General features: G+C 73.7%; 19 protein-coding genes. 10 read left to right on the plus strand and 9 right to left on the minus strand.

Annotated elements, in window-relative coordinates:
• The first annotated feature begins 156 nt into the window (after positions 1 to 156).
• Positions 157 to 1,158: an NAD-dependent epimerase/dehydratase family protein gene (locus tag O7546_RS06995; RefSeq protein ID WP_281600618.1), complete on the plus strand. Its 1,002-nt coding sequence runs from the start codon at positions 157 to 159 to the stop codon at positions 1,156 to 1,158.
• 111 nt (positions 1,159 to 1,269) lie between these two features.
• On the opposite strand, the gene O7546_RS07000 is transcribed toward O7546_RS06995, so the two are convergent.
• A complete protein-coding gene (locus tag O7546_RS07000) occupies positions 1,270 to 2,244 on the minus strand; it encodes a nitroreductase (RefSeq protein WP_194802571.1) in 975 nt (324 codons plus the stop codon).
• 187 nt (positions 2,245 to 2,431) lie between these two features.
• On the opposite strand from O7546_RS07000, the gene O7546_RS07005 reads away from it, so the two are divergent.
• A complete protein-coding gene (locus tag O7546_RS07005; protein ID WP_013284884.1) occupies positions 2,432 to 3,070 on the plus strand; it encodes a response regulator transcription factor in 639 nt (212 codons plus the stop codon).
• Positions 3,071 to 3,076: 6 nt separating this feature from the next.
• Here the strand turns inward: O7546_RS07005 and O7546_RS07010 are convergent, their stop codons facing one another.
• Positions 3,077 to 4,744 carry a GAF domain-containing sensor histidine kinase gene (locus O7546_RS07010; protein WP_194802696.1) on the minus strand — a complete coding sequence of 556 codons (1,668 nt, stop codon included), beginning with the start codon at positions 4,742 to 4,744 and terminating at the stop codon, positions 3,077 to 3,079.
• A gap of 93 nt (positions 4,745 to 4,837) precedes the next feature.
• Complete coding sequence (locus tag O7546_RS07015) at positions 4,838 to 5,848, minus strand: nitroreductase (RefSeq protein WP_281600619.1); 1,011 nt, start codon at positions 5,846 to 5,848, stop codon at positions 4,838 to 4,840.
• Between the two features lie 119 nt (positions 5,849 to 5,967).
• Between O7546_RS07015 and O7546_RS07020 the strand changes: the two genes are divergently transcribed.
• Positions 5,968 to 8,316 (plus strand): heavy metal translocating P-type ATPase, encoded by a 2,349-nt coding sequence (locus O7546_RS07020; protein ID WP_194802573.1) that lies wholly within the window; start codon positions 5,968 to 5,970, stop codon positions 8,314 to 8,316.
• Between the two features lies 1 nt (position 8,317).
• On the opposite strand, the gene O7546_RS07030 is transcribed toward O7546_RS07020, so the two are convergent.
• From O7546_RS07030 to O7546_RS07045, 4 genes are all read right to left on the minus strand, one after another.
• Positions 8,318 to 9,184 carry a universal stress protein gene (locus O7546_RS07030; RefSeq protein ID WP_194802574.1) on the minus strand — a complete coding sequence of 289 codons (867 nt, stop codon included), beginning with the start codon at positions 9,182 to 9,184 and terminating at the stop codon, positions 8,318 to 8,320.
• Positions 9,181 to 11,583, minus strand: coding sequence for a phosphoketolase family protein (locus O7546_RS07035; RefSeq protein ID WP_194802575.1), 2,403 nt, complete (start codon positions 11,581 to 11,583; stop codon positions 9,181 to 9,183). Before O7546_RS07035 ends, O7546_RS07030 begins: the two co-directional genes overlap by 4 nt.
• Before the next feature lie 127 nt (positions 11,584 to 11,710).
• Positions 11,711 to 12,541 (minus strand): universal stress protein, encoded by an 831-nt coding sequence (locus O7546_RS07040; protein ID WP_194802576.1) that lies wholly within the window; start codon positions 12,539 to 12,541, stop codon positions 11,711 to 11,713.
• Between the two features lie 83 nt (positions 12,542 to 12,624).
• Entirely contained in the window at positions 12,625 to 13,425 is an 801-nt protein-coding gene (locus O7546_RS07045) for a PP2C family serine/threonine-protein phosphatase (protein ID WP_194802577.1), read from the minus strand.
• A 97-nt stretch (positions 13,426 to 13,522) separates the two neighbouring features.
• Here O7546_RS07045 and O7546_RS07050 point away from each other — a divergent pair, with 97 nt between their 5' ends.
• The 6 genes from O7546_RS07050 (at position 13,523) to O7546_RS07075 (ending at position 18,820) form a co-directional block, all read left to right on the plus strand.
• Complete coding sequence (locus O7546_RS07050; protein WP_030275209.1) at positions 13,523 to 13,759, plus strand: HTH domain-containing protein; 237 nt, start codon at positions 13,523 to 13,525, stop codon at positions 13,757 to 13,759.
• Positions 13,759 to 14,334, plus strand: coding sequence for a Clp protease N-terminal domain-containing protein (locus tag O7546_RS07055; RefSeq protein WP_194802578.1), 576 nt, complete (start codon positions 13,759 to 13,761; stop codon positions 14,332 to 14,334). Before O7546_RS07050 ends, O7546_RS07055 begins: the two co-directional genes overlap by 1 nt.
• A 91-nt stretch (positions 14,335 to 14,425) precedes the next feature.
• Positions 14,426 to 15,433: a diacylglycerol kinase family protein gene (locus O7546_RS07060; protein WP_281600620.1), complete on the plus strand. Its 1,008-nt coding sequence runs from the start codon at positions 14,426 to 14,428 to the stop codon at positions 15,431 to 15,433.
• Complete coding sequence (locus tag O7546_RS07065; protein WP_194802580.1) at positions 15,426 to 16,427, plus strand: YihY/virulence factor BrkB family protein; 1,002 nt, start codon at positions 15,426 to 15,428, stop codon at positions 16,425 to 16,427. Before O7546_RS07060 ends, O7546_RS07065 begins: the two co-directional genes overlap by 8 nt.
• A gap of 100 nt (positions 16,428 to 16,527) precedes the next feature.
• Positions 16,528 to 18,018 (plus strand): phosphatase PAP2 family protein, encoded by a 1,491-nt coding sequence (locus tag O7546_RS07070; protein ID WP_194802581.1) that lies wholly within the window; start codon positions 16,528 to 16,530, stop codon positions 18,016 to 18,018.
• A 4-nt stretch (positions 18,019 to 18,022) separates the two neighbouring features.
• Positions 18,023 to 18,820: an endonuclease/exonuclease/phosphatase family protein gene (locus tag O7546_RS07075; RefSeq protein ID WP_269696399.1), complete on the plus strand. Its 798-nt coding sequence runs from the start codon at positions 18,023 to 18,025 to the stop codon at positions 18,818 to 18,820.
• Here the strand turns inward: O7546_RS07075 and O7546_RS07080 are convergent.
• Positions 18,807 to 19,463, minus strand: a complete 657-nt coding sequence (locus O7546_RS07080) for a GAP family protein (protein ID WP_194802583.1) — start codon at positions 19,461 to 19,463, stop codon at positions 18,807 to 18,809. The two genes, O7546_RS07075 and O7546_RS07080, sit on opposite strands and share 14 nt — an antisense overlap.
• A gap of 180 nt (positions 19,464 to 19,643) precedes the next feature.
• Positions 19,644 to 20,606, minus strand: coding sequence for a TIGR03557 family F420-dependent LLM class oxidoreductase (locus O7546_RS07085; RefSeq protein ID WP_121683197.1), 963 nt, complete (start codon positions 20,604 to 20,606; stop codon positions 19,644 to 19,646).
• A gap of 306 nt (positions 20,607 to 20,912) precedes the next feature.
• Between O7546_RS07085 and O7546_RS07090 the strand changes: the two genes are divergently transcribed.
• Positions 20,913 to 22,301, plus strand: a complete 1,389-nt coding sequence (locus tag O7546_RS07090) for a cellulase family glycosylhydrolase (RefSeq protein WP_281600621.1) — start codon at positions 20,913 to 20,915, stop codon at positions 22,299 to 22,301.
• Positions 22,302 to 22,339: the final 38 nt, after the last annotated feature.

The raw sequence follows: 22,339 nt of genomic DNA on the forward strand, positions 1-22,339 counted from the left end.
GCGCCACAAGTCCAAGATCGAGGGTGACCGGACGGCGCGGGACAGGTTGGGGCGGGGTGTTGCTCAGTGACGGGAGGGCTGGGTTCTGCCGTTGGCAGATCCGCTGACCGTGAAACAGGGCAGCCGTACCCGACGCGCGGCGGCAGGCTGGGGCCTATGCGACTTCTCATGCTTGGTGGTACGGGCTTTGTCGGTGGTGCGGTCGTGGCCGAGGCGGTACGCCGCGACTGGCAGGTGACAGTGTTCAACCGGGGTGTGCACGGGCGGGTGCCGGACGGCGTACACCGGTTGCGGGGTGACCGGACCGCGCCGGACGGGCTGGCCACGCTCGTCGGCGGTGAGTGGGACCTGGTGGTGGACACGTGGGACGGCGCGCCCCGCGCGGTACGGGACGCGGCGGCGGCGCTGGAAGGCGCGGTGCCGCACTACGTCTACGTGTCCAGCGGATCGGTGTACGCGCCACCCGTCGCGCCCGGCAGCGGCGAGGAGGCGCCGACAGTGGCGGCCGACGCGAACGCCGACGACGGTGACTACCCGGCGAACAAGGCCGGCGGGGAACTCGCCGCGACGCGGGTGTTCGGCGACCGGGCGCTGCTGGCACGCGCCGGGCTGATCCTCGGGCCGGGGGAGGACATCGGGCGGCTGCCGTGGTGGCTGAACCGGGTCGCCCGGGGCGGGGACGTGCTGGCGCCGGGGCCGCGTGACCTGCCGATCCAGTACGTGGACGTCCGGGACCTGGCGACCTGGCTGCTGGACCGGGGTGCCGAGGGCGTCGGCGGGGCGTACAACGTGGTGGGTCGCACCGGGCACGCGACGATGGGTGACCTGCTCGACGCGGCGGTGACGGTGACCGGGTCGGACGCGAGGCTGCGGTGGACCGCGCCGGAGCCGCTCCTGGCCGCGGGGGTGGAGCCGTGGAACGACCTGCCGGTGTGGATTCCGCGCGGGCACGAGTACCGCTGGATGCAGGAGCGGGACGTGGAACGGGCGTACGCGGCGGGGCTGGTCTGCCGGCCGGTGACCGAGACGGTCGCCGACACCTGGCGGTGGCTGCGCGAGGTGGGGCGCGTGCCGGACCGGGCGGGGCGGCCGGCGCGCGCACCGGTCGGGCTGGCGCCGGAGCGGGAGACGGCCCTGCTGGCCGCGCTCCCGGCCTGACCGGGGAACAGCACCGTACGGCGGACCTGGGGCCCGCACAGGCGGCCTGAGCCCGGCCGGCGCGGGCGGGCGGGGCGAGCACTCCCGGCCTGGCCTGCGGAGGGATACGGGTCAGGCCGGCACGACCGGCAGGTCGAGCACCTCCTCGACCGAGCGGCGCGGGGTGGCACGACCCGGCTGGCCGTACCCGATCCGCATCACCATCTGCGGGGTGCCGAACCGGCCCAGCGACATCCGCAGCGCCTCACGCGCGGCGGGCACCTCGATCGGCTGGGACAGCATCGACACGCTCAGCCCGGCGTCGGTGGCGGTGAGCAGCACCCGCTGCAGCGCCTGTCCGGCCAGGATCTGGTCGGCCGAGGTGTTGCCGGCCGAGCCGAGCACCGCGACCAGCGGCTCCGGCTCGAAGTCGCGACCGGGGGCGCGGTTGCGTCCGCCGAAGCCGCGTTGCGGCAGCAGGTCCTGCGGTTCGCTCTGCGGCCCGCCGGCGCCGGTCGGCACGCCGTCCGGGGCCGGCTCGGAGCGGATCCACTCGGCCCGCTCGGCCACGTAAGCGGGGTCGCGTTCCAGCACGCGGTGGGCGCTGCGGGCGACCTCGGCGACCGCGTTGACGGCGCTGGTGCCGATCACCAGCTCCAGCCAGCACTGCTCGGCGCGGGCCGCCTCGCCGAGCCGCCAGCGGGCCTCGGCCGGCACCGGGTCGGGCCAGAACGGTGCGCGGTTGCTGAACCGGTGGCCGATCGCCCCGTACAGGCTCTGCTCGACCGGGGTGGGACGGCGCGGCACGTCCGGCACCAGCCGGGCCACGACGTCCGGGTCGGCGGGGTACGGGCGCAGCCGCACAGTGGCTGGGGTGCCCGCCACGGCGAGCGCCAGGCGCAGGTTGAACAGGGCCGCACCGGCGGCGATCCGCGCGCCCCAGCCGGTCGGGTCGGTGGCGGGCAGGCCGCGCAGCGGGTCGACGGAAACCTCGATGCCGCCGTCGACGAGCCGGAACCGCCACGGCTGGGTGTTGTGCAGTGACGGGGCCCGGACCGCGTCGGCGACCGCGGCCCGCAGTTGCTCGGCGGTGTATTCGGTCGTCATGGTGCTGCTCCCTCTCGTGCGGCGCCGGCTCCCCCGGCCGGGTACACCACTACGGTGCGTCAGGGGACGGCGCGGTGAGCAGGGCCGGAGGTCCCCACCTGGGCCCGGCCGTCGGTCCCGGCCGGCGCGCGCAGGACGGGACTTTCGACCCGTGCTACGGGGGCGGGAAAGCGGGTAGAAAGGACGGATGATCCGGGTGTTCCTGCTCGACGACCACGAGGTCGTCCGTCGTGGCCTTGCCGACCTGCTCCAGAGCAGCGGCGACATCGAGGTGGTCGGTGAGTCCGGCCTGGCCCAGGAGGCGGCGCGCCGCATTCCGGCGCTGCGCCCCGACGTGGCGATCCTCGACGCCCGGCTGCCCGACGGCAACGGCATCGACGTCTGCCGGGACGTCCGCGCCGTGGACTCCTCGATCAAGGGCCTGATCCTCACCTCGTACGAGGACGACGAGGCGCTGTTCGCCGCGATCATGGCGGGCGCCGCCGGGTACGTGCTCAAGCAGATCCGCGGCACCGACCTGGTGGACGCGGTCCGCCGGGTGGCGGCCGGGCAGTCGCTGCTCGACCCGGCGATCACCACCCGTGTGCTGGAGCGCATCCGCAGCGGTGTGGAGCAGCCGCGGGAGCTGAAGTCGCTCACCGAGCAGGAGCGGCGGATCCTGGAGTACGTGGCGGAGGGGCTCACCAACCGGGAGATCGCCGGGAAGATGTTCCTCGCCGAGAAGACGGTGAAGAACTACGTCTCCAGCGTGCTCGCGAAGCTCGGCCTGGAGCGGCGTACCCAGGCGGCGGTGCTGGCCACCCGCCTGCTCGGCAAGAACACCTGACGGCTGTCAGTCGAGCGGGGCGCTCCAGCGCACCTCGGTGCCGCGCGGCTCGGCCCGGCGCAGCGCGAACTCGCCGCCGAGCCGCTCGGCCCGTTCCCGCAGGTTGACCAGCCCGCTGCGGGCCGCCTCCGGGTCGCAGCCGATCCCGTCGTCGGTGACGGTGATCTCGACCCGGCCGGAGTCGACGCGGACGCGCACCGACACCCGGTCGGCCTGCGCGTGGCGTACCGCGTTGGAGAGCGCCTCGCGCAGCACGGCGGTGAGTTCTCCGCGCAGGTCGTCCGGGACGGCGCTGTCGATCGGGCCGATCAGTTCCAGCTCGGGCCGGTAGCCGAGCGACTCGGCGGCCACCTCGATCGCCTCGCGGATCTCGGTGCGCAGCGCCGCGCTCATCGGGGTGCGCAGCTCGAAGATGGTGCGGCGGATGTCGCGGATGGTGGCGTCCAGGTCGTCGACGGCCTGGTTGATCCGCTTGGCGGCCTCGGGGCGGGCGTTCATCGCGCCGCTCTGCAGTTGCAGGCCGGTGGCGAACAGCCGCTGGATCACCACGTCGTGCAGGTCGCGGGCGATGCGTTCGCGGTCCTCCAGGACCACCAGCAGTTCCCGCTCCTCCTGCCCGCGGGCGCGTTCCATTGCGAGCGCGGCCTGCCCGGCGAAGCTGGCGAGCAGCGCGAGGTCGTCGTCGGCGGCGGGCCCGTGGTCGGGCCGGTAGCCGATCACCAGGACACCGTGCAGCGTGTCCGCGGCGGCGAGCGGGGAGACGACTGCGGGCCCGGCGACCACCGGCCGGGGCCAGGGCGCCGCGGCGGCGAGGTCGTCGACCTGGTCGTGGCGGCCCTGCGTGACTGATGCGGCGAAGCTGGTCTCGGCGGCCGGCAGCACGGCGCCGACCAGTTCCCGGGTGACCGGGTCGGCGCCGTCGACGACCTCGACGGTGAACTGCGCCTCGTCCTCGTCGTAGAGCAGCACCAGCGCCAGTTCGGCCTCGGCGACCTCGCGGGCACGGCGGGCCACGAGCGTCAGCGCGTCGGTACGGCGTACCTCGCCGAGCAGCACCGAGGTGATCTCCGCGGCGGCGGCGAGCCAGCGTTCCCGCCGGTGCGCCAGCGCGTAGAGGCGGGCGTTCTCGATGGCCACGCCGGCCGCGGCGGCCAGCGCCACCACGATCTCCTCGTCGTCCTCGGTGAACTCGGCCGCGCCCTGCTTCTCGGCCAGGTAGAGGTTGCCCCAGACGTGGTCGCGGATGCGTACCGGCACGCCGAGGAAGCTGTGCATGGGCGGGTGGTTCGGCGGGAAGCCGTACGACTTCGGGTGCTTGGTGATGTCCGGCATGCGTACCGGTTTCGGCTCGTCGATGAGCAGACCCAGCACGCCGCGGCCGTGCGGCAGCTCGCCGATCTTGGCGTGCAGCTCGGGACTGATGCCGTGGACGATGAAGTCGTGCAGCATGCGGTCGGGGCCGATGACGCCGAGCGCGCCGTAGCGGGCGCCGGCCAGCTCGCACGCCGACTGCACGATCCGCTGCAGCGTGCTGCGCAGATCGAGGTCGGACCCGATGCCGACGACCGCGTCCAGCAGGGCCCGTAGCCGCTCGCGGCTGGTCACCACCTCGCCGACGCGGTCGAGCATCTCCTGGAGCAGTTCGTCCAGGCGGACACGGGACAGCGGGGTCAGCCCGAGCGACGGCGTGAGGTGCTCGTGCGGGGACTGAGGTGCGGCGGCCACCGGGCGATGGTATCGCCCGGTGGCCGCCGTGATCGAGACCGGTCAGGCGAGCCGGTCGCGGACCGCCGAGGTGTCGACCGTCTGCGTGACGTCCAGCCGGGGCGTGTGCGGCGGTCCGGCGTGCGTCGGGTCGGCCAGGCCGAGCCGCATGCTGATGTACGGGAACCCCAGGCCGGAGAGCATCTGCCGCAGCACCTCGCGGGTGCCCTCGACCTCCACCACGCCGGACAGCGGCACCAGCGACACCCCGTGCCGGGTGGCGGTGAGCCAGGCGGCGGAGAGCGCCTCACCGGCGCGCAGCCAGCTCATCAGCTCGTCGTCTGAGCCCCACAGGATCCCGTACACGGCGGCCTTGTCGTGGCCGGGCCCGATCGGCAGCGAGCCGGCGCGGCCGAAGTCGCGGGCCGGAACGGTCGTCTGCGGGGCCTGCTCGGGCAGCACCTCCGGCGGCAGCCCGGTGCCGGTGCCGGCCCGGCTGGTCCAGTACGCCAGTTCCTCGCGCAGCTCCGGGCTGTCCGCCTCGACGGCGGCGGCCTGCTGGGCGGCGGCGGCGAGCTGGATCTTCTGGGTGTCGTCGAGCAGTTGCAGGTTCACGCCTTCCAGCGTGGCGGCCCGGTCGATGTCGTTCAGCGCGTCGGTGGGGATCGGCTCGTCGCTGACCGGCCGCCGGTCGGTGTGCCGCACCTGCATGCACTGCACGACGCGCATGGCGTCGGGGTCGGCGCCGGTGTGCTTCAGGCTGGTGATCCGGGCCAGCAGGTCGGGTTCCTTCGGGTCGGGCAGCCGTTCCACCACCGGGGTCCAGCCCTCGGCGGCCAGCGCCACCCGGGCGTGGTGCAGCGCGGCGCCGCAGCTCACCACCAGCAGGTGCCCTTCCGGGTCCAAGGCGCTGAGGTGCCGTTCGCGGACCACCCGCAGCTCCAGCGCGTCGGGCAGGACCGTCCAGTGCCACGGCTGCGTGTTGTGCACCGAGGGGGCGTGGCCGGCCATTCCGGCGGCCTCCGCGAGCGCGGTGGTCAACGGGCGATCGCCGGCCGGCGTCTCGTGGCTCATCGTCACGACCTTTCCTGTTTTCCCCATCGTGCCCCACGGGCGGGTGGGGACGCCGTTCCATCCCCCGGATTACCCGCATCGCCCTGCCCGTCCCACGTCGGGGCTGAGACGATCCACACGTGGGAACCGAGCCACGCGAGTGCGTACCCGAGCAGCCGGCCCGCGCCCGGCGGTGGGCCCGGGCCGAGTGGGCGCCGCTGGTGCTGCTCACCGTGGCCGTGCTGGCCGGTGCGGCGCTGTGGTTGGCCGGCGCGCACGACGCCGCCCGGCTGGTCTGGGCGGCTGTCACGGTGGTCGCTCTGGTGCCGGCGGCCTGGACGACGCTGCGCCAGCTCTGGCTGCGGCAGTTCGGGGTGGACGTCATCGCGGTGCTGGCGCTGCTCGGCGCGCTGCTGGTGCGGGAGTTCCTGGCCGGCGCCGTGATCGCGGTGATGGTCGCGACCGGGCGGGCGCTGGAGGAGTACGCCCAGCGCCGCGCCACCCGTGACCTGCGGGCGCTGCTGGAACGCGCGCCCCGGCAGGCTCGGCGGCGTACCCCGGACGGCGGGATCGAGGTGGTGCCGCTGGACCGCGTCGAGGCGGGGGACCGCCTCGTGGTCGGGCCGGGCGACGTGGTGCCTGTGGACGGCGTGGTCGAGGAGGCGGCGACGCTCGACGAGTCGGTGGTCACAGGCGAGTCGCAGCTGGTCACCCGCGCGGCAGGGGAGCAGGTCGCCAGCGGCGTCGTCAACGCGGGCGCCGGCTTCGGGCTGCGGGCCAGCCGCAACGCGGCGGAGAGCACCTACGCCGGCATCGTCCGCCTGGCCGGCGAGGCCACCGCCCGCAAGGCCCCGATGGTACGGCTGGCCGACCGGTACGCCGCCGCGTTCGTGCCGTTCACGCTGGTGCTGGCCGGGCTGGCGTGGCTGCTGTCCGGCGAGTTCACCCGGGCGGTCGCGGTGCTCGTGGTAGCCACCCCGTGCCCGCTGCTGCTGGCGACCCCGATCGCCGTGGTCTCCGGGCTGTCCCGGGTGGCCCGGCGCGGCGTACTGGTCCGCGACGGCGGGTCGCTGGAACAGCTCGGCCGCGCCCGTACCCTGCTGCTGGACAAGACCGGGACCCTCACCGCCGGGCGGCCCCGGGCGGCCGAAGTGGTGGTGGCGCCGGGCGGCGACCGGGACGAGCTGCTGCGGCTGGCCGCCTCGGTCGAGCAGCTCTCCCCGCACGTGCTGGCCGCCGCGCTGGTCCGGCAGGCCCGCGAGCGCGGGCTGGCGCTGGCCGAGCCGACGCAGGTCACCGAGGAACCGGGGCACGGGGTGAGCGGCCGCGTCGACGGACGGATGGTGCACGTCGGGCAGCTCGCCGGGGAACCGCCCGAGTGGGCGGACCGGCTCGGTGAACGCGCCGAACGGGCCGGGCGTTCCGCGGTCTGGGTCAGCGACGACCAGGGGCCGCTCGGCGCGATCCTGCTGGAGGACCCGGTCCGCCCGGACGCCCGCCGGACTGTGCGGCGGCTGCGCGAGGCGGGCCTGGAGCGCCTGGTCATGGTGACCGGCGACCGCCCGGGCACGGCCCGGCAGGTGGCGCAGATCGTGGGCGTGGACGACGTGATCGCGCGGTGTTCGCCGCAGGAGAAGGCCGATCGGGTACGCGAGGAGTCGGCGCACGCGGTGACCGTGATGGTCGGCGACGGCGTGAACGACGCGCCCGCGCTGGCCGAGGCGCACGTCGGTGTGGCGATGGGCGCGACCGGGGCGACCGCCTCGGCGGACGTGGCCGACGCGGTGCTCACCGTGGACCGGCTGGACCGGCTCGCCGACGCCGTCGAGATCGCCCGGTACGCCCGCCGCATCGCGGTGCAGAGCGCGACCGTCGGCATGGGACTGGCGGTGCTGGCGATGCTGGTGGCCGCGGCGGGCCGGCTGCCCCCGGTGGCCGGCGCGTTCCTCCAGGAGGGCATCGACGTCCTGGTGATCCTCAACGCGTTGCGCGCGCTCGGCGGCGGCCTGCGGCGGCGGGACCTGCCGGCGCACACCCGCGAACTGCTCGACCGGTACGCGGGCGAGCACGGCGGCGTCCGCGACGTGCTCGCAGGGCTGCGGGACACCGCCGACATGGTGGCGACCCGCCCGGACGACCCGGCGTGCCTGCCGGCGCTGCGCGAGGTGCACCGGCGCCTGGTCGACGAGGTGCTGCCGCACGAGGCGGCCGAGGACCGGCAGCTCTACCCGGCGCTGGCCGGGCCGCTCGGCAGCGACGAGGCGACCTCAACGATGAGCCGGGCGCACGTGGAGATCGTGCGGCTGGTGGAGCGGATCGGCGGGCACCTCACGGCGCAGCCGGACGGCCGGCTGCGCCGTGACGAGGTGCCCGATCTGCTGGCTGCGCTCTACGGCCTGGACGCGGTGCTGCGCCTGCACCTGGCTCAGGAGGAGGAGGACTACTTCTCGCTCAACCCGGAGGACGGCTCGACCGCGTCCGGCCGCTGAGTCAGCGCTCGCGTACCACGGCGACCGGGCAGTGCGAGTGCTGGATGAGCTGCTGGCTGACCGAGCCGAGCAGCATGCCGCGCAAGCCGCCCCGGCCCCGGCTGCCGACCACCACGAGTTGCGCGGACCGGCTCGCCTCCACCAGCAGCGCGGACGCGCTGCCGGGTACCGCCTCGATCTCGACCGGCACGTCGGGGAAGCTCTCCCGCCACGGCGCCAGTTCCGCCTCGGCGGCGGCCCGCTCGCTCGCGGCGACCTGCTCCGGGTCGAAGTCCGGCGGCACCCACCTGTCACCAGGCGGCTCCCAGGCCCGCAGCACCCGTAGCGGCACGTCCCGCTGCGCGGCCCGCTCGACGGCGAAGCCGAGCGCCCGCAGCGCCGACTCCGAGCCGTCCGATCCGACCACCACCGGCCCGGACGTGGCGGCCTGGCCGTCGCGGACCACCACCACCGGGCAGTGGGCGTGCGCGGCGACCGAGACCGCCGTGGAGCCGGCCAGCAGCCCGCCGAAGCCGCCGTGGCCCCGGCTGCCGAGCACCAGCATCCCGGCGTCGGCGGACCGCTCCTGGAGCACCAGCGCGGGCGGCCCGTCGAACACCTCGCCGTGCACGGTCAGGCCGGGCCGGTCGGCGGCGGCGTCCGCCGCCGCCTTGCGGACCAGTTCGTCGACCTGCTGCCGGGCCGCCTCGTCCGGCCACACGCCGGGTGCCACGCCGGGGCCGATCCAGCCGGTCACTGTCAGCCACTCGAAGACGTACGCCAGGCGTACCGGCCGCCCCGACCGGCCCGCCTCGTCCAGCGCCCAGTTCAGGGCCACCGACGCGTCGGCGGACCCGTCGTAGCCGACCAGGATCTCCTCGCCGCTCATTCGCCACTCCTCAGGGCCGGGTCGTTCTCGCGGATCCAGCGCCACTCGGCGACCCGGGGGTCGTCCTCGCCGTAGCGCCGGGTGTAGTCGCGGCAGGACTGGCGGGCGTCCACCATGTCCTGGCGCAGGTGCGCGGCGCGCGACCGCAGCCCCGGCACCCGGTCGATCACGTCGATGACCAGGTGGAAGCGGTCCAGGTCGTTGAGCATCACCATGTCGAACGGCGTCGTGGTGGTGCCCTCCTCCTTGTAGCCGCGCACGTGGAGGTTCTCGTGGTTGGTCCGGCGGTAGGTGAGCCGGTGGATCAGCCACGGGTAGCCGTGGTAGGCGAAGATGACCGGCTTGTCGCGGGTGAAGATGGTGTCGAACTCGTTGTCCGGCAGGCCGTGCGGATGCTCCGACGGCGGTTGCAGGCGCATCAGGTCGACCACGTTGACGACCCGCACCCTCAGGTCCGGCAGGTGCCGGCGCAGCAGGTCGACGGCGGCGAGCGTCTCCAGCGTCGGCACGTCGCCGGCGCAGGCGAGCACCACGTCCGGCTCGGTGCCGTCGTCGCTGCTGGCCCAGTCCCAGATGCCCAGGCCGCGGCGGCAGTGCTGGATCGCCTCGTCCATGGTCAGCCAGTTCGGCGCGGGCTGCTTGCCGGCCACCACCACGTTGATGTACTGCCGGCTGCGCAGGCAGTGGTCCATCGTGGACAGCAGGGTGTTGCCGTCCGGCGGCAGGTAGACCCGGACCACCTCGGCCTTCTTGTTCATCACGTGGTCGATGAAGCCCGGGTCCTGGTGCGAGAAGCCGTTGTGGTCCTGGCGCCACACGTGGCTGGACAGCAGGTAGTTCAGCGACGCCACCGGCTCCCGCCACGGGATGTTCCGGGTCACCTTCAGCCACTTGGCGTGCTGGTTGACCATCGAGTCGACGATGTGGATGAACGCCTCGTAGCTGGTGAAGATGCCGTGCCGGCCGGTCAGCAGGTAGCCCTCCAGCCAGCCCTGGCACAGGTGCTCGGAGAGCACCTCCATCACCCGGCCGTCGGGGGAGAGGTGGTCGTCGCCGGGCACCTCGGCACCCACGAACGCGCGGTCGGTCACCTCGAACGCCGCGCCGAGCCGGTTCGAGGCCACCTCGTCCGGGCCGAACAGGCGGAACGTCTCCGGGTTGCGGGCGATCACGTCGCGGACCCAGGGGCCGAGCACACCGGTCGCGCCGGCCATCGGCTCACCCGGCGTCGGTACGTCGACCGCGTAGTCGCGGAAGTCCGGCAGTTCCAGGTTGCGCAGCAGCCGGCCGCCGTTGGCGACCGGGTTGGCGCTCATCCGGTGGTCACCTGTGGGCGGCAGGCCGGCCACCTCGGCGACCGGGCCGCCGGTGGCGTCGAACAGCTCCTCCGGCCGGTAGCTGCGCAGCCAGCGCTCCAGCTCGGCCAGGTGCTCCGGGTTGTCCCGGACCTCGGAGATCGGCACCTGGTGGGCGCGGAACGTGCCCTCGACCTGCTTGCCGTCGACCCGGTTGGGACCGGTCCAGCCCTTCGGCGTGCGCAGGATGATCATCGGCCAGCGGGGACGCTCGACGTGCTCGCCGGAGCGGGCCCGGCGCTGGATCGCGGCGATCTCGTCGAGCGCGCGGTCGAGCGTGCCGGCCAGCAACTGGTGCACCGTCGCCGGGTCGTCGCCCTCGACCACGTACGGCTCGTAGCCGAAGCCGCGCATCATGTCCCGCAGGTCCTCGGCGGGGATCCGGTCCAGCACCGTCGGGTTGGCGATCTTGTAGCCGTTGAGGTGCAGGATCGGCAGCACCGCGCCGTCGCGGGCCGGGTTGAGGAACACGTTCGACAGCCAGCTCCCGGCCAGCGGGCCGGTCTCCGCCTCGCCGTCACCGATCACGCAGGCCACGAGCAGGTCCGGGTTGTCGAACGCGGCGCCGTACGCGTGGCTCAGCGCGTACCCCAGCTCGCCGCCCTCGTGGATCGAACCCGGCACCTCCGGCGCCACGTGGCTCGGGATGCCCCCGGGGAAGGAGAACTGCCGGAACAGCCGCTGCATGCCGGTCTCGTCCCGGGGGATGTGGTGGTACAGCTCGCTGTAGGTGCCCTCCAGCCAGGTGTTCGCCACCAGTGCCGGGCCGCCGTGGCCGGGGCCGGTGACGAAGATGGCGGACAGGTCCCGGTTCACGATGACCCGGTTGAGGTGCGTGTAGAGCAGGTTGAGCCCGGGGCTGGTACCCCAGTGGCCCAGCAGGCGAGGCTTGACGTGCTCAGGCCTGAGCGGTTCGCGCAGCAGCGGATTGTCGAGCAGGTAGATCTGGCCGACGGTCAGGTAGTTCGCCGCGCGCCAGTAGGCGTCCAGCCGGCGCAACTCGGCTTCGGTCAGGGGGCTGTGCAGGTTCACCGCGGTGTCCATGCTGCCTTAGCCTCTCGTGGCTCGGGGTCGGCTGCCACTCGGGGACCACGTCTTCTCCCCGGCGCGTCCAGCGTCGTCCCCATCGGGGGTCGCCGGTCAGGGCCGTAGGTCCCGCCTCGCGCGGGCGTCATGACCCGTCCTCCGCACCTGCGGCGACTCCCCGCACCACGATCAGCGGAGCCGGCGAGTGGTAGAGCAGGGACTGGCTGACCGCGCCCAGAGTGGACCCTACCGGCCCGTCTCCCCAGGCGGCGACCACCGCGAGCTGCGCGGCGCGGGACCGGTCGAGCAGGACGGACTTCGGGTCACCGTGGACGGTCTCGCAGTCGGCGGCGACCCGGGGGTACCGCCGGGCCGTCCGGGTGACCGCCTCCTCCAGCCGCCCGTCGACGCGGTCGCCGGACTCCGGCTCGATCACCCGGACGGCGAGCAGGCGGGCACCACGGTGCTGCGCGCAGTCGAAGGCGTACCCGAGGGCGGCCTGCGAGCTGGGTGATCCGTCGAAGCCGACGAGCAGCGGCCCTGGTGGGGCCGGCTGGGTGCGCCCGACCAGCACCGGGCAACCGGCCCGGGCGGCCACGTCCACCGCAGGCGTGTCGGCCGGTACGCGGTCCGGGTGGGCGGACATGCCGCCGTCACCGAGCGCGATCAGGAACGCGGTGTCGGCGACCCGCAGCAGCGCCTCGACCGGCGAGCCCTCGACGATCCGGCCGCTGACCGGCACCCGCGGCGCGCACTCGGCAACGACCTGCCCGGCGTGCTCCAGCACGTTCTCCGCGTCCGTGCGGGTGCCACCGGCCGGGGCCGGGCCGGGCGTGGCGGCCCAGTTGAACGCGTGCAGCAGGTGCAGCGGCCGGTCGTGGGCGGCGGCCTCGGCGGCGGCCGTGCGGACCACCGTCAGGTCGGCCTCGGACCGGCTGACGCCGACCACCACCGCGCCGTGGCTGGGTGCGGCCACCCCGGCTCACCTCCCGACCCGTGCTTTTCACTCACCGTAGTCGCGGGACCGGGTGCGCCGGAGCGGGTCGGCGGAACTGGCGGTCAGCGCGGGGCGGGCAGCGCCGGGTGGACGCGCAGTACGACGGCTGTGGCGTTGTCCTCACCGCCCTCGTCCAGGCTGGCGGCGAGCAGGGCCTCGACGGTGCGCGCCGGGTCGCGCCGCGCGGCGAGCAGGTCGCGCAGCCGGTGGTAGCCGAGCTGGTCGCTGATGCCGTCGGTGCACAGCAGCCAGGTGTCGCCACGGCGCAGTGGCACGGCGAGCAGGTCCGGTTCGGGGCGGTCCGGGTGGCCGACGTAGCGCAGCAGCTGGTAGCGCGCCCGGGCCGCCTCCGGCGAGTCGGCCGGCCACCAGCCGTGCAGCAGGCCGAGCCAGGCCATCGTGTGGTCGACGGTGACCAGTTCGAGCAGCCCGTCGCGCAGCCGGTACGCCCGCGAGTCGCCGAGCTGCACCAGCCAGCCCTGCTCGCCGTCCGGCTCGACCACGAGCGCGGTGAGCGTGCACCCGGTCAGGCCCGGGTGCGCCGCGCCGGCCTGGCGTACCCGCCGTTGGGTATCGGCCACGGCGGCGCGCAGCGCGGCGGCGCCGACGGCGGGCCAGTCGGCGCGGACCCGCGCGGTGAACGTCCGGGCCGCCGTCGTGCCCGCCACGCGGCTGCCTTCGCCGTCGCCCATCCCGTCGCAGACCACCGCGAACGGCAGCTCGGGGTCGACGTGCAGCACGTCGTAGTTCTCCGGGTAGCGGTGCCCGACCACGCTGCCCCCGGCGATCTCCAGGGTGAGGCGGCCGGCGGTGAGCCGGCGCGCGGACTCGACCGGCCGGTCCAGCGGACGGCGGCGGAACACCAGCGGACCGTAACACCGGGACGGGCCGGGCAGCGGCAGGCCGGGTCGCCTGTCAACCAAGGTTGACAAGTGGGTGCTGTCAACCTACATTGACAGCATGAGTCAGGCGACGGAACTCGCGGCGGCGGCCGGCAGCACCGACCCCAAGGTCGGCCTGCGTGCCGTACTCGCCCTGCGCCGGCTGCTGGAGCGGCTCGAGGTGATCCAGGTCGACAACGCCCGCCGGCAGGGCTGGTCGTGGCAGGAGATCGCCGACGCCCTCGAGGTCAGCCGGCAGGCGGTCCACAAGAAGCACGCCGGACGACCGGCGGTGCGCGAGAGCTGGGAGGCGTGATGTTCGAACGATTCACCGACCGGGCCCGCAGCGTGGTGCACCACGCGCTCGACGAGGCCCGCACCGAGGGACGGCGGCCGGTCGGCACCGAGCACCTGCTGCTGGGCGTGCTCGCCGACCGCGACAACCTGGCGGTACGGCTGCTCGCGGCCGGCGGCGTCGAGGCCGACGCGCTGCGTGCCGCGGTGGCCCGCCACACCGCGCAGGGCGTGGACGGGCTCGGCGCGGCGGACGCCGCGGCGCTGCGCGAGATCGGCATCGACCTCGCCGCGATAGTGGCCCGGATCGAGGAGTCCTTCGGCCCCGACGCGCTGCGCGAGGCGACCCCGCGTCCGCGCCGGTGGTGGCGTCGCGGGCCGCACCACGGCACGTTCTCGCCCCGCGCCAAGAAGGTGCTTGAGCTGTCGCTGCGCGAGGCGCTGCGGCTGCGTCACCGGCACATCGGCACCGAACACATCCTGCTCGGCCTGCTGCGCGAGGGGAACGGCCCGGCCGCCGTGGTGCTCACCGAGGCCGGGGTGGACATCGACGACCTGCGGCGGCGCGTCGACGCGGCGCTGCGCGAGGCGGCCTGACCCGCACCCGGATTTCAAACCTGTTTGCGGTCCTCCCAACGTCCCGCTGCGCCGGGTCGCCGTCACGCCCCGTGTCCTGCACACTGACGCCGTGGACGGTGCAGACGACAAGCGCCCGGTGAACGCGGAGAACCGCACCCCGCGCTCGGCAGTGGTGGTCAACCCGGTGAAGGTGGCCGACCTGGACGAGTTCCGCCGCACCGTGGACGGCGCGCTCGCCGCCGCCGGGTGGCCGGCCCCGACCTGGTACGAGACGACGGTCGAGGACCCGGGCCGCGGGCAGGCGGAACAGGCCGTGAAGGCGGGCGCGGAGCTAGTCTTCGCCTGCGGCGGCGACGGCACGGTGATGGCCTGCGTGACCGCGCTGGCCGGCACCGACGTGGCGCTGGCCGTGCTGCCCCAGGGCACCGGCAACCTGCTGGCCGCCAACCTCGGCCTCTCGAACGACCTGGCCGCCGGGCTGGAGGTCGCCGTCGAGCGCGGGATGCGCCGCCTCGACGTCGGCGTGGTCGGCGACAAGTGCTTCGCGGTGATGGCCGGGATGGGCTTCGACGCCCAGATGCTCGACTCCACCTCCGAGACCACGAAGAAGCGGATCGGCTGGCCCGCGTACGTGGTGGGCGCCGCCCGCCACCTGCGCGACCGGCCGATGCGGGTCTCGGTGCGCATCGACGGCAAGCCGCCGCTGCGCCGCCGGGCCCGCTCGGTCCTGGTCGCCAACGTCGGGCGCCTGCAGGGCGGGGTACGCCTGCTCACCGAGGCCGAACCGGACGACGGCTGGCTCGACGTGGCGGTGCTGACGCCGCGTACGCTGCGCCACTGGCTCGCGATGGGCTGGGCGGTGCTGCGCCGCCGCGACAGGGTGCCGGGGATGGAGGTGTTCCGGGCCCGCTCGGTCGAGATCACCAGCACCCGGGCGCAGCCCCGGCAACTCGACGGCGACCTGATCGAGCCGGGCCGGTCGCTCAAGGCCACCATCCGGCCCGAGTCGCTCTGGCTCTGCGTACCGCGCCCGGAGGAGCACCCCGACCTGGCGGTGGACGCCGACGCGGTCGGTGAGCGCGGAGAGCACCTGGTCGAGGAGGCCCGCCGTGAGTAGCACCAAGCTGGTCCCCGAGACCCGGTTGATGACCGAGAACGAGCTGTCCGCCGACGACGCCTGGCACACACTGCGCCGGCACGGCGGCTGGTGCCTGCTGCGGGACGCGTTCATCCGGTTCCGCTACGGCGACGGGTTCAGCCACTCGCGGGCGCTGGCGTTGCAGCTCTGCCTGGCCGTGGTGCCGTTCCTGATCGCGCTCACCGGCCTGATCACCGACCTCGGCGTGGACGAGGGCGGCAAGGTCGTCGCCGACACGGTGCTGGCCATCACGCCCGGCCAGAGCGAAGCCATGGTGCAGGACCTGCTGACCGACAGCGAGCGCACCGAGGACGCCGGCGAGCTGGCGCTGACCCTCGGTCTGCTCACCGGGCTGGTCGCGCTGACCACCACGATGGCGCAGATCGAGCGAGGCGCCAACCGGATCTACGGCGTCGAGCGGGACCGCCCGGCGCTGGCGAAGTACCTGCGCGCCGCGATCCTCGCGGTGGTCGCCGGCGTGCCCGCGCTTGCGGGCTTCCTGATCCTGGTCGGCGGCCGGGCAATGGGCGAGTCGGTACGGCGGCACTACGAGTGGGGCGACCTCGCCATGGCCGGGTGGGACGTGATCCGCTGGCCGCTGAGCCTCGGCCTCACCGTGCTCGCCGTCGCGGTGCTGTTCCGGCACGCGCCCCGGCGTCGCCAGCCCGGCCTGTCCTGGCTCTTCTTCGGCGCGTCCATCGCCATCGCGATCTGGTGGCTGGCCAGCCTGCTGCTCGCCGCCTACGTGAAGTACAGCGGCGGATTCGGCCAGACCTACGGCGCGCTGACCGGCATGATGGCCCTGTTGCTCTGGGCCAACCTCACCGGGATCGCGCTGTTCGGCGGGCTGGCGTTCGCCGCGCAGCTCGAAGCGATGCGCATCGGCGTGGAGGAGCCCGCCAAGCCGGACCTGTGGGAGCCGGAGGCGCAACGCGAGGAACTTTTCGACACCGGTGAGATGACCTCGCTCTGACGCCGCGCCGGTACGGCGTGAGACGCCGCGCCGGTGCGGCGTGTACGGGACACGCCGATCGGGTACAGCGCGCCTCGCAGAAGAACGAGGGAGGTGCGGTGTGACCGCGGTCAAGGAAGCCGGGCGCCGGCCGCTGGGCCATTTCGCCGAACGGAGCCTCGCGGGCCTGCTCGCCGTGGCCGGCGCGGGAGTCGGGTTCGGCGTGCTGCTCATGCTGGTCCGGTTCCGGTGGAGCCCGCTGGGCGACGCCGACCACGCGGTGGCCGAGTGGTTCAACAACCTGGTGGCGCCGCACGGCCCGCTGGTCACAGTGCTCCAGGCGATCACCGACCTGGGCGGACGGCCGGTGCTGATCTGGCTGGTCACCATCGCGGTGGTGGGCCTGCTGATCCGCCGCCAGTCCCGGCTGGCGGTCTACCTGATCGTCACCGGCGCCGGCGGGCTGATCCTCGACCCGTCGCTCAAGGCGCTGGTCGGGCGGCTGCGCCCGGTGGTGGACGTGCCGATCGCCAGCGCGCCGGGGAACAGCTTCCCCAGTGGCCACGCGCTCGGCTCGTTCGTCGCGTACGGGGCGCTGCTGCTGGTGTTCCTGCCGGCCATGTCGCCGCGCTGGCGCAAGCCGGCCATCGCCGTCGCCGGCGTGCTGATCTTCCTGGTCGGGCTGACCCGGATCGCGCTGGGCGTGCACTTCGTGTCCGACGTGATCGGCGGCTGGCTGCTCGGCGCGGCCTGGCTCGGCGTCACCGCGTACGCCTTCCGGCTGTGGCGGCGCGAGCGCGGCCGGCCGGTGCCGCCGCTGCGTGAGGGCCTGGAGCCGGAGGCGGGCGAGGACCTGGCGCTCGCGCCGGACGAGGAGAAGGTGCTGGAGCACCCGCGCTCGGCGGTGGCCGAGCTGCTGGTCGGCTGGGTGCTCGTCTTCGGTGTGCTCTACGCGTTCGGCATGTTCGTCAGCTACCACGCCAAGGGCACGTTCTTCGACACGCTCGACACCGAGGTGCCGCGCTGGTTCGCCGAGCGGCACACCGACGCGCTCACGGAGCTGAGCTGGTGGTGGAGCAAGTTCGGCGACACCCACGCGATCCTGCTGGTGTCGCTGGTGTTCTGCCCGATCGTGCTGGCCGTGTGGCGGCGCTGGCGGCCGGTGCTGTACGTGGTGCTGGCGATGTTCGGCGAGCTGAGCCTGTTCCTGGCCAGCGCCCGCGTGGTGGACCGGCCCCGGCCGCCGGTGGAGAACCTGGACGGGCAGATGCCCACCTCGTCCTTCCCGTCCGGCCACATCGCGGCGACCATCTGCCTCTGGGTGGCCATTGCGGTCATCGTGTTCCCGCGTACCGACAGGTGGTGGCGGTGGCTGTTCGTGGGCACGGCCGTGCTGATGCCGGTCGGCGTGGCGACCTCCCGGATGTACCGGGGCATGCACCACCCGACCGACTTCATGGGCGCGATCCTGCTCGGCGCGCTCTGGCTGTCGCTGCTGTACTGGGTGATCAAGCCCAACGCCGACGTCCACGAGGGCAACCGGCCGGCGATCGAGTCCGAACAGGTCGACGAGCTGGACGACGAGCTGGCCAAGGCCGCGCGGCCGGACTGAGCCGATGCTGCGGGTGATGACCTGGAACATCCGGACCGGCGGGCGGGACGGCGGCGGCGCCGACCGCCGGGACCGGATCGTCTCGGTCGTCACCGCGCAGCGTCCCGACGTGCTGGCCCTGCAGGAGCTGCGCGGCATGGACGCCACGCTGGACGGCCTGGCCGACCGGCTCGGGATGGCGGCGTACCCGGCCCGGTCCTGCTTCGGTCAGCCGGTGGCGGTGCTGGTCCGCCCGCCGCTGCGGGTGCTGCGTGCCGGCCGGGTCCGCCGCCCGTTCCACCACGCCGCCGCCCGGGTGCAGGTCGCCACCGGCGCGGGACCGCTGACCGTGCTGAGCACGCACCTCTACCCCTACTCGGGTGGGCGGCGGCGGATGGAGGCGGACTGGCTGGCCGCCGCGCTGCGGCGTACCGGGGGAGACCTGGCCCTGCTCGCCGGGGACATGAACACGCTGGAGCCCGCCGTGGACCACACCGCCCGGCTGGCCGGGCTGGCGACGGCGTACCGGCGGCGGCACCTGCGCCGTGACGGCCGTACGGTGGACACCCGCGCGGTGGCCCGGCTGCTCGACGCCGGCCTGGTGGACCTTTGGCCGCGGTCCGGTGGCGACGAATCCGGCGGCCTGACCGTGCCGACCCGGCACGGCGGCGTCGAGTTCGCCGGGATGCGGCTGGACTACCTGCTCGCCACCCCGGCGCTGGCCGACCGGGTACGCGCGGTGCGGGTGGTCCGCGACGGTGACGCGGACACGGCGTCGGACCACTATCCGGTGCTGGCCGACGTGGACGTCACGGCCGGCTGAACGACCCGGACGCCAGGTCGGCCACCACGAAGGCCACGAAGATCAGAATGACCGCCTCGCTGACCAGCCAGGAGTGCCTGTCGGTCCAGGAGCGGAACACGGGCAGAAGCCGGTCCGCGCGCTCGCCGAACAGCAGCAGCGCCAGCAGCGGAAGCGCCAGCAGCAGCACGGTGAGCGCCGTGAACGGCAGCAGATGCCACCACGGGCGGCCGTGCCCGGCCATGCTGCCCGCGACCGACGCCATGACCAGCTCGTCGCTCGGCACCGCGACGGCGAGCACCAGCCCCAGACCGAAGGCGTAGGTGGGCCGCGGGTCCTGCAACCGGCGCAGCCACCCGGGCGGCCGGTCGCGCCGCCGCCTGCGGAACGTGACGACCATGAGGACGGCCAGCAGGCCCAGCACGATCCAGTCGATGAGCCGGCGGCTGCCGCCCACCCCGATGCCGTGCACGGCGGTGTGCCGTACCACCCGGAACGCCGCGTACCAGAGCGTCAGCGGCCCGAGGACGCCGATCGCCACGCCGCCCAGGAAGGCCGCCGAGCTGCGCCGCGGATGGTGGCCGCCGGCGAGGACGACGGCGCTGACGAGCTTCGACCCGGCGACCATCTCCAGCGCCAGCGGCAGCGTGGTCAGCAGGGGCATGCCCCATTCTGGTGCCGCCGTCGCGCGCGCCGGGCCGGGTTCTACAGGACCAGGTTGAGCAGCACGGTGAGCACCACCGAGGCGACGATCGAGAAGAGGATCATCAGCAGGCAGCCGAGCCCGCCTCCGGCGGGACGGATCTCGGTGTTCCCGATACGCATGGCGTCAACTCCTCAGCGGTCACAGCTCGCGCAGCCGGGGCAGCAGCTCCTCCTGGGCCCAGTCGAGGAACATCGGCTGGGTGTCACCGCCCACCTGGACCAGCGCGACGTGGGTGAAGCCCGCGTCGACGAACTTCTTGAACGCCTCGACGTGCCGGTCCGTGTCCGGGCCGCAGGAGATGCCCTCGGCCACGTCCTCCTCGCGGACGAACTGGGTGGCCGCCTCGAACGACTCCGGGCCGGGCAGGTCGGCGTTGACCTTCCAGCCCAGGCCGAACCAGCGGAACTGGTCGTGCACGATCTTGCGGCACTCGTCCTCGTCCGGGCCGTAGCAGATGGCCACCTGACCGTAGCGGGGCCGGCCCGCGCCGCCCGCCTCCTCGTACATGTCGATCAGGTGGGACAGCGGGTCGGTGGCGATCATGGCGTCGGCGTACTCGGCGGCCAGCGTGGCCGACTGCCGCCCGGACGCGGCCACCGCCATCGGCACCGGCCGTTCCGGGCGGTCCCAGACGTACGCGTCCGGCACGTCGAAGTGGTTGCCGGAGAACGTCAGCGTCTCGCCGTTGAGCAGCGGCCGGATGATCTGCAGCGCCTCCTCGAACATCTCGTGCCGCTGCTGCACGTGCGGCCATCCGCCCACCACGTGCTCGTTGAGGTTCTCCCCGGCGCCGAGACCGAGCGTGAACCGCCCGTCCGAGAGCACCCCGATGGTGCTGGCCTTCTGCGCCACGACCGCCGGATGGTACCGCCGGATCGGGCAGGTCACGAACGACATCAGCTCGGCCCGGCTGGTGGCGTGGGCGACCGCGCCGAGCACCGACCAGGCGTACGGGGAGTGGCCCTGGGACTCCAGCCAGGGGTAGTAGTGGTCGGACATGACCAGATGGTCGAAGCCGGCGGCCTCGGCGCGTACGGCGTGGTCGACCAGTTCCTTCGGGCCGGCCTGCTCGCACATGAGGGTGTAACCGACGTTGACCATGACACGTCTCCTTCCCGGGCGGATCGTCCCCGGATACCCCGCCCCGCGCGGGTCAACCCTGCTGTCCGCTTCGCCGCCCGCGTCCGGTCGATTGTCTTAACCGGTTCAGCACGTGTGGCCGGTCAAACCCCGTCGCCCACCGGCGCGTTCCGCTTAACCGGTTGCCTAAAGTCTTCCATCGCCCTACGCTGATGCCTGCGTCCGTTCGGGAACCGGGCGGCGGCTACCGGGCTCAGTCGCCACCACCCTCTCACCGTCACCGCACCCCCGCTCGGGCGCGGGGGAGACCTTCCCCTGAGGACAGCCATGAAGAAACTGCTCTCCGTCGCGGGCGCCGCCCTGCTGACGGCCCTCGCCGCCGTCTTCGCCCTCGGGCAGCCGGCCCAAGCCGCCACCGGGTTCACCGTCTCCAACGGGCGGCTCTACGACGCCGGTGGCGTCGAGTTCGTGATGCGCGGCGTCAACCACGCGCACACCTGGTACCCGCAGCAGACCAGCTCCTTCGCCAACATCAAGGCGCTCGGCGCGAACACCGTCCGGGTGGTGCTGTCCAGCGGCGACCGCTGGACGAAGAACAGCGCCGCCGACGTGGCGAACGTGATCTCACTGTGCAAGGCCAACCGGATGATCTGCGTGCTGGAGGTGCACGACACCACCGGGTACGGCGAGGACGGCGCCGCCACCACGCTGGCGAAGGCCACCGACTACTGGCTGAGCATCGCCGACGTGCTCAAGGGCCAGGAGAAGTACGTCATCGTCAACATCGGCAACGAGCCGTTCGGCAACCAGGGCTACAGCGCCTGGACCACCGACACCTCGAACGCGATCAAGCGGCTGCGCGCCGCCGGCCTGACCCACACGATCATGGTGGACGCGCCGAACTGGGGCCAGGACTGGTCGTTCACCATGCGCGACAACGCCGGCACCGTGTTCGCCGCCGACCCCCAGCGCAACACCGTCTTCTCCATCCACATGTACGGCGTGTTCGACACCGCCGCCGAGATCAGCGACTACCTCGGCCGGTTCCGCACCGCCGGGCTGCCCATCGTGGTCGGCGAGTTCGGCTTCAACCACTCCGACGGCAACCCCGACGAGGACGCCATCATGGCGTACGCGCAGGCCAACGGCATCGGCTACCTCGGCTGGTCGTGGAGCGGCAACGGCGGCGGCGTGGAGTACCTCGACATGACCACCGCGTTCAACCCGGCCCAGCTCACCAGCTGGGGTCAGCGGATCTTCAACGGAGCCAACGGCATCGCCGCCACCTCCCGCGAGGCGTCGGTGTACGCGAGCACCACCCCGACCGCCAGCCCGACGGTCAGCCCCACCGTGAGCCCGACGACCAGCCCGACCGTCAGCCCGACCCCGCCGCCGCCCACCACGCCCCCGCCGGCCGGTGGCTGCACCGCCACCTACACCGTCGCGAACTCGTGGCAGGGCGGCTTCCAGGGCGAGGTCAAGGTGACCGCCGGAGCCGCCGCGATCACCGGCTGGACGGTGCGCTGGACGTTCGCCAACGGCCAGTCCGTCACCCAGGCGTGGAACGCGAGCGTCAGCAACAGCGGGTCGGCGTACACCGCCCGCAACGTCGACTACAACGGCCGCCTCGGCGCCGGCGCGAGCACCACGTTCGGCTTCATCGGCAGCTGGACCGGCACCAACTCCACTCCCGCGACTACCTGCACCGCGAGCTGACCCGCACCCCTAGTGGTTGATCAAGGAGTTTGTGTCCA

Origin of the sequence: Micromonospora sp. WMMA1976, assembly GCF_027497335.1 — a bacterium.
Taxonomy (GTDB): Bacteria; Actinomycetota; Actinomycetes; order Mycobacteriales; family Micromonosporaceae; genus Micromonospora; species Micromonospora aurantiaca.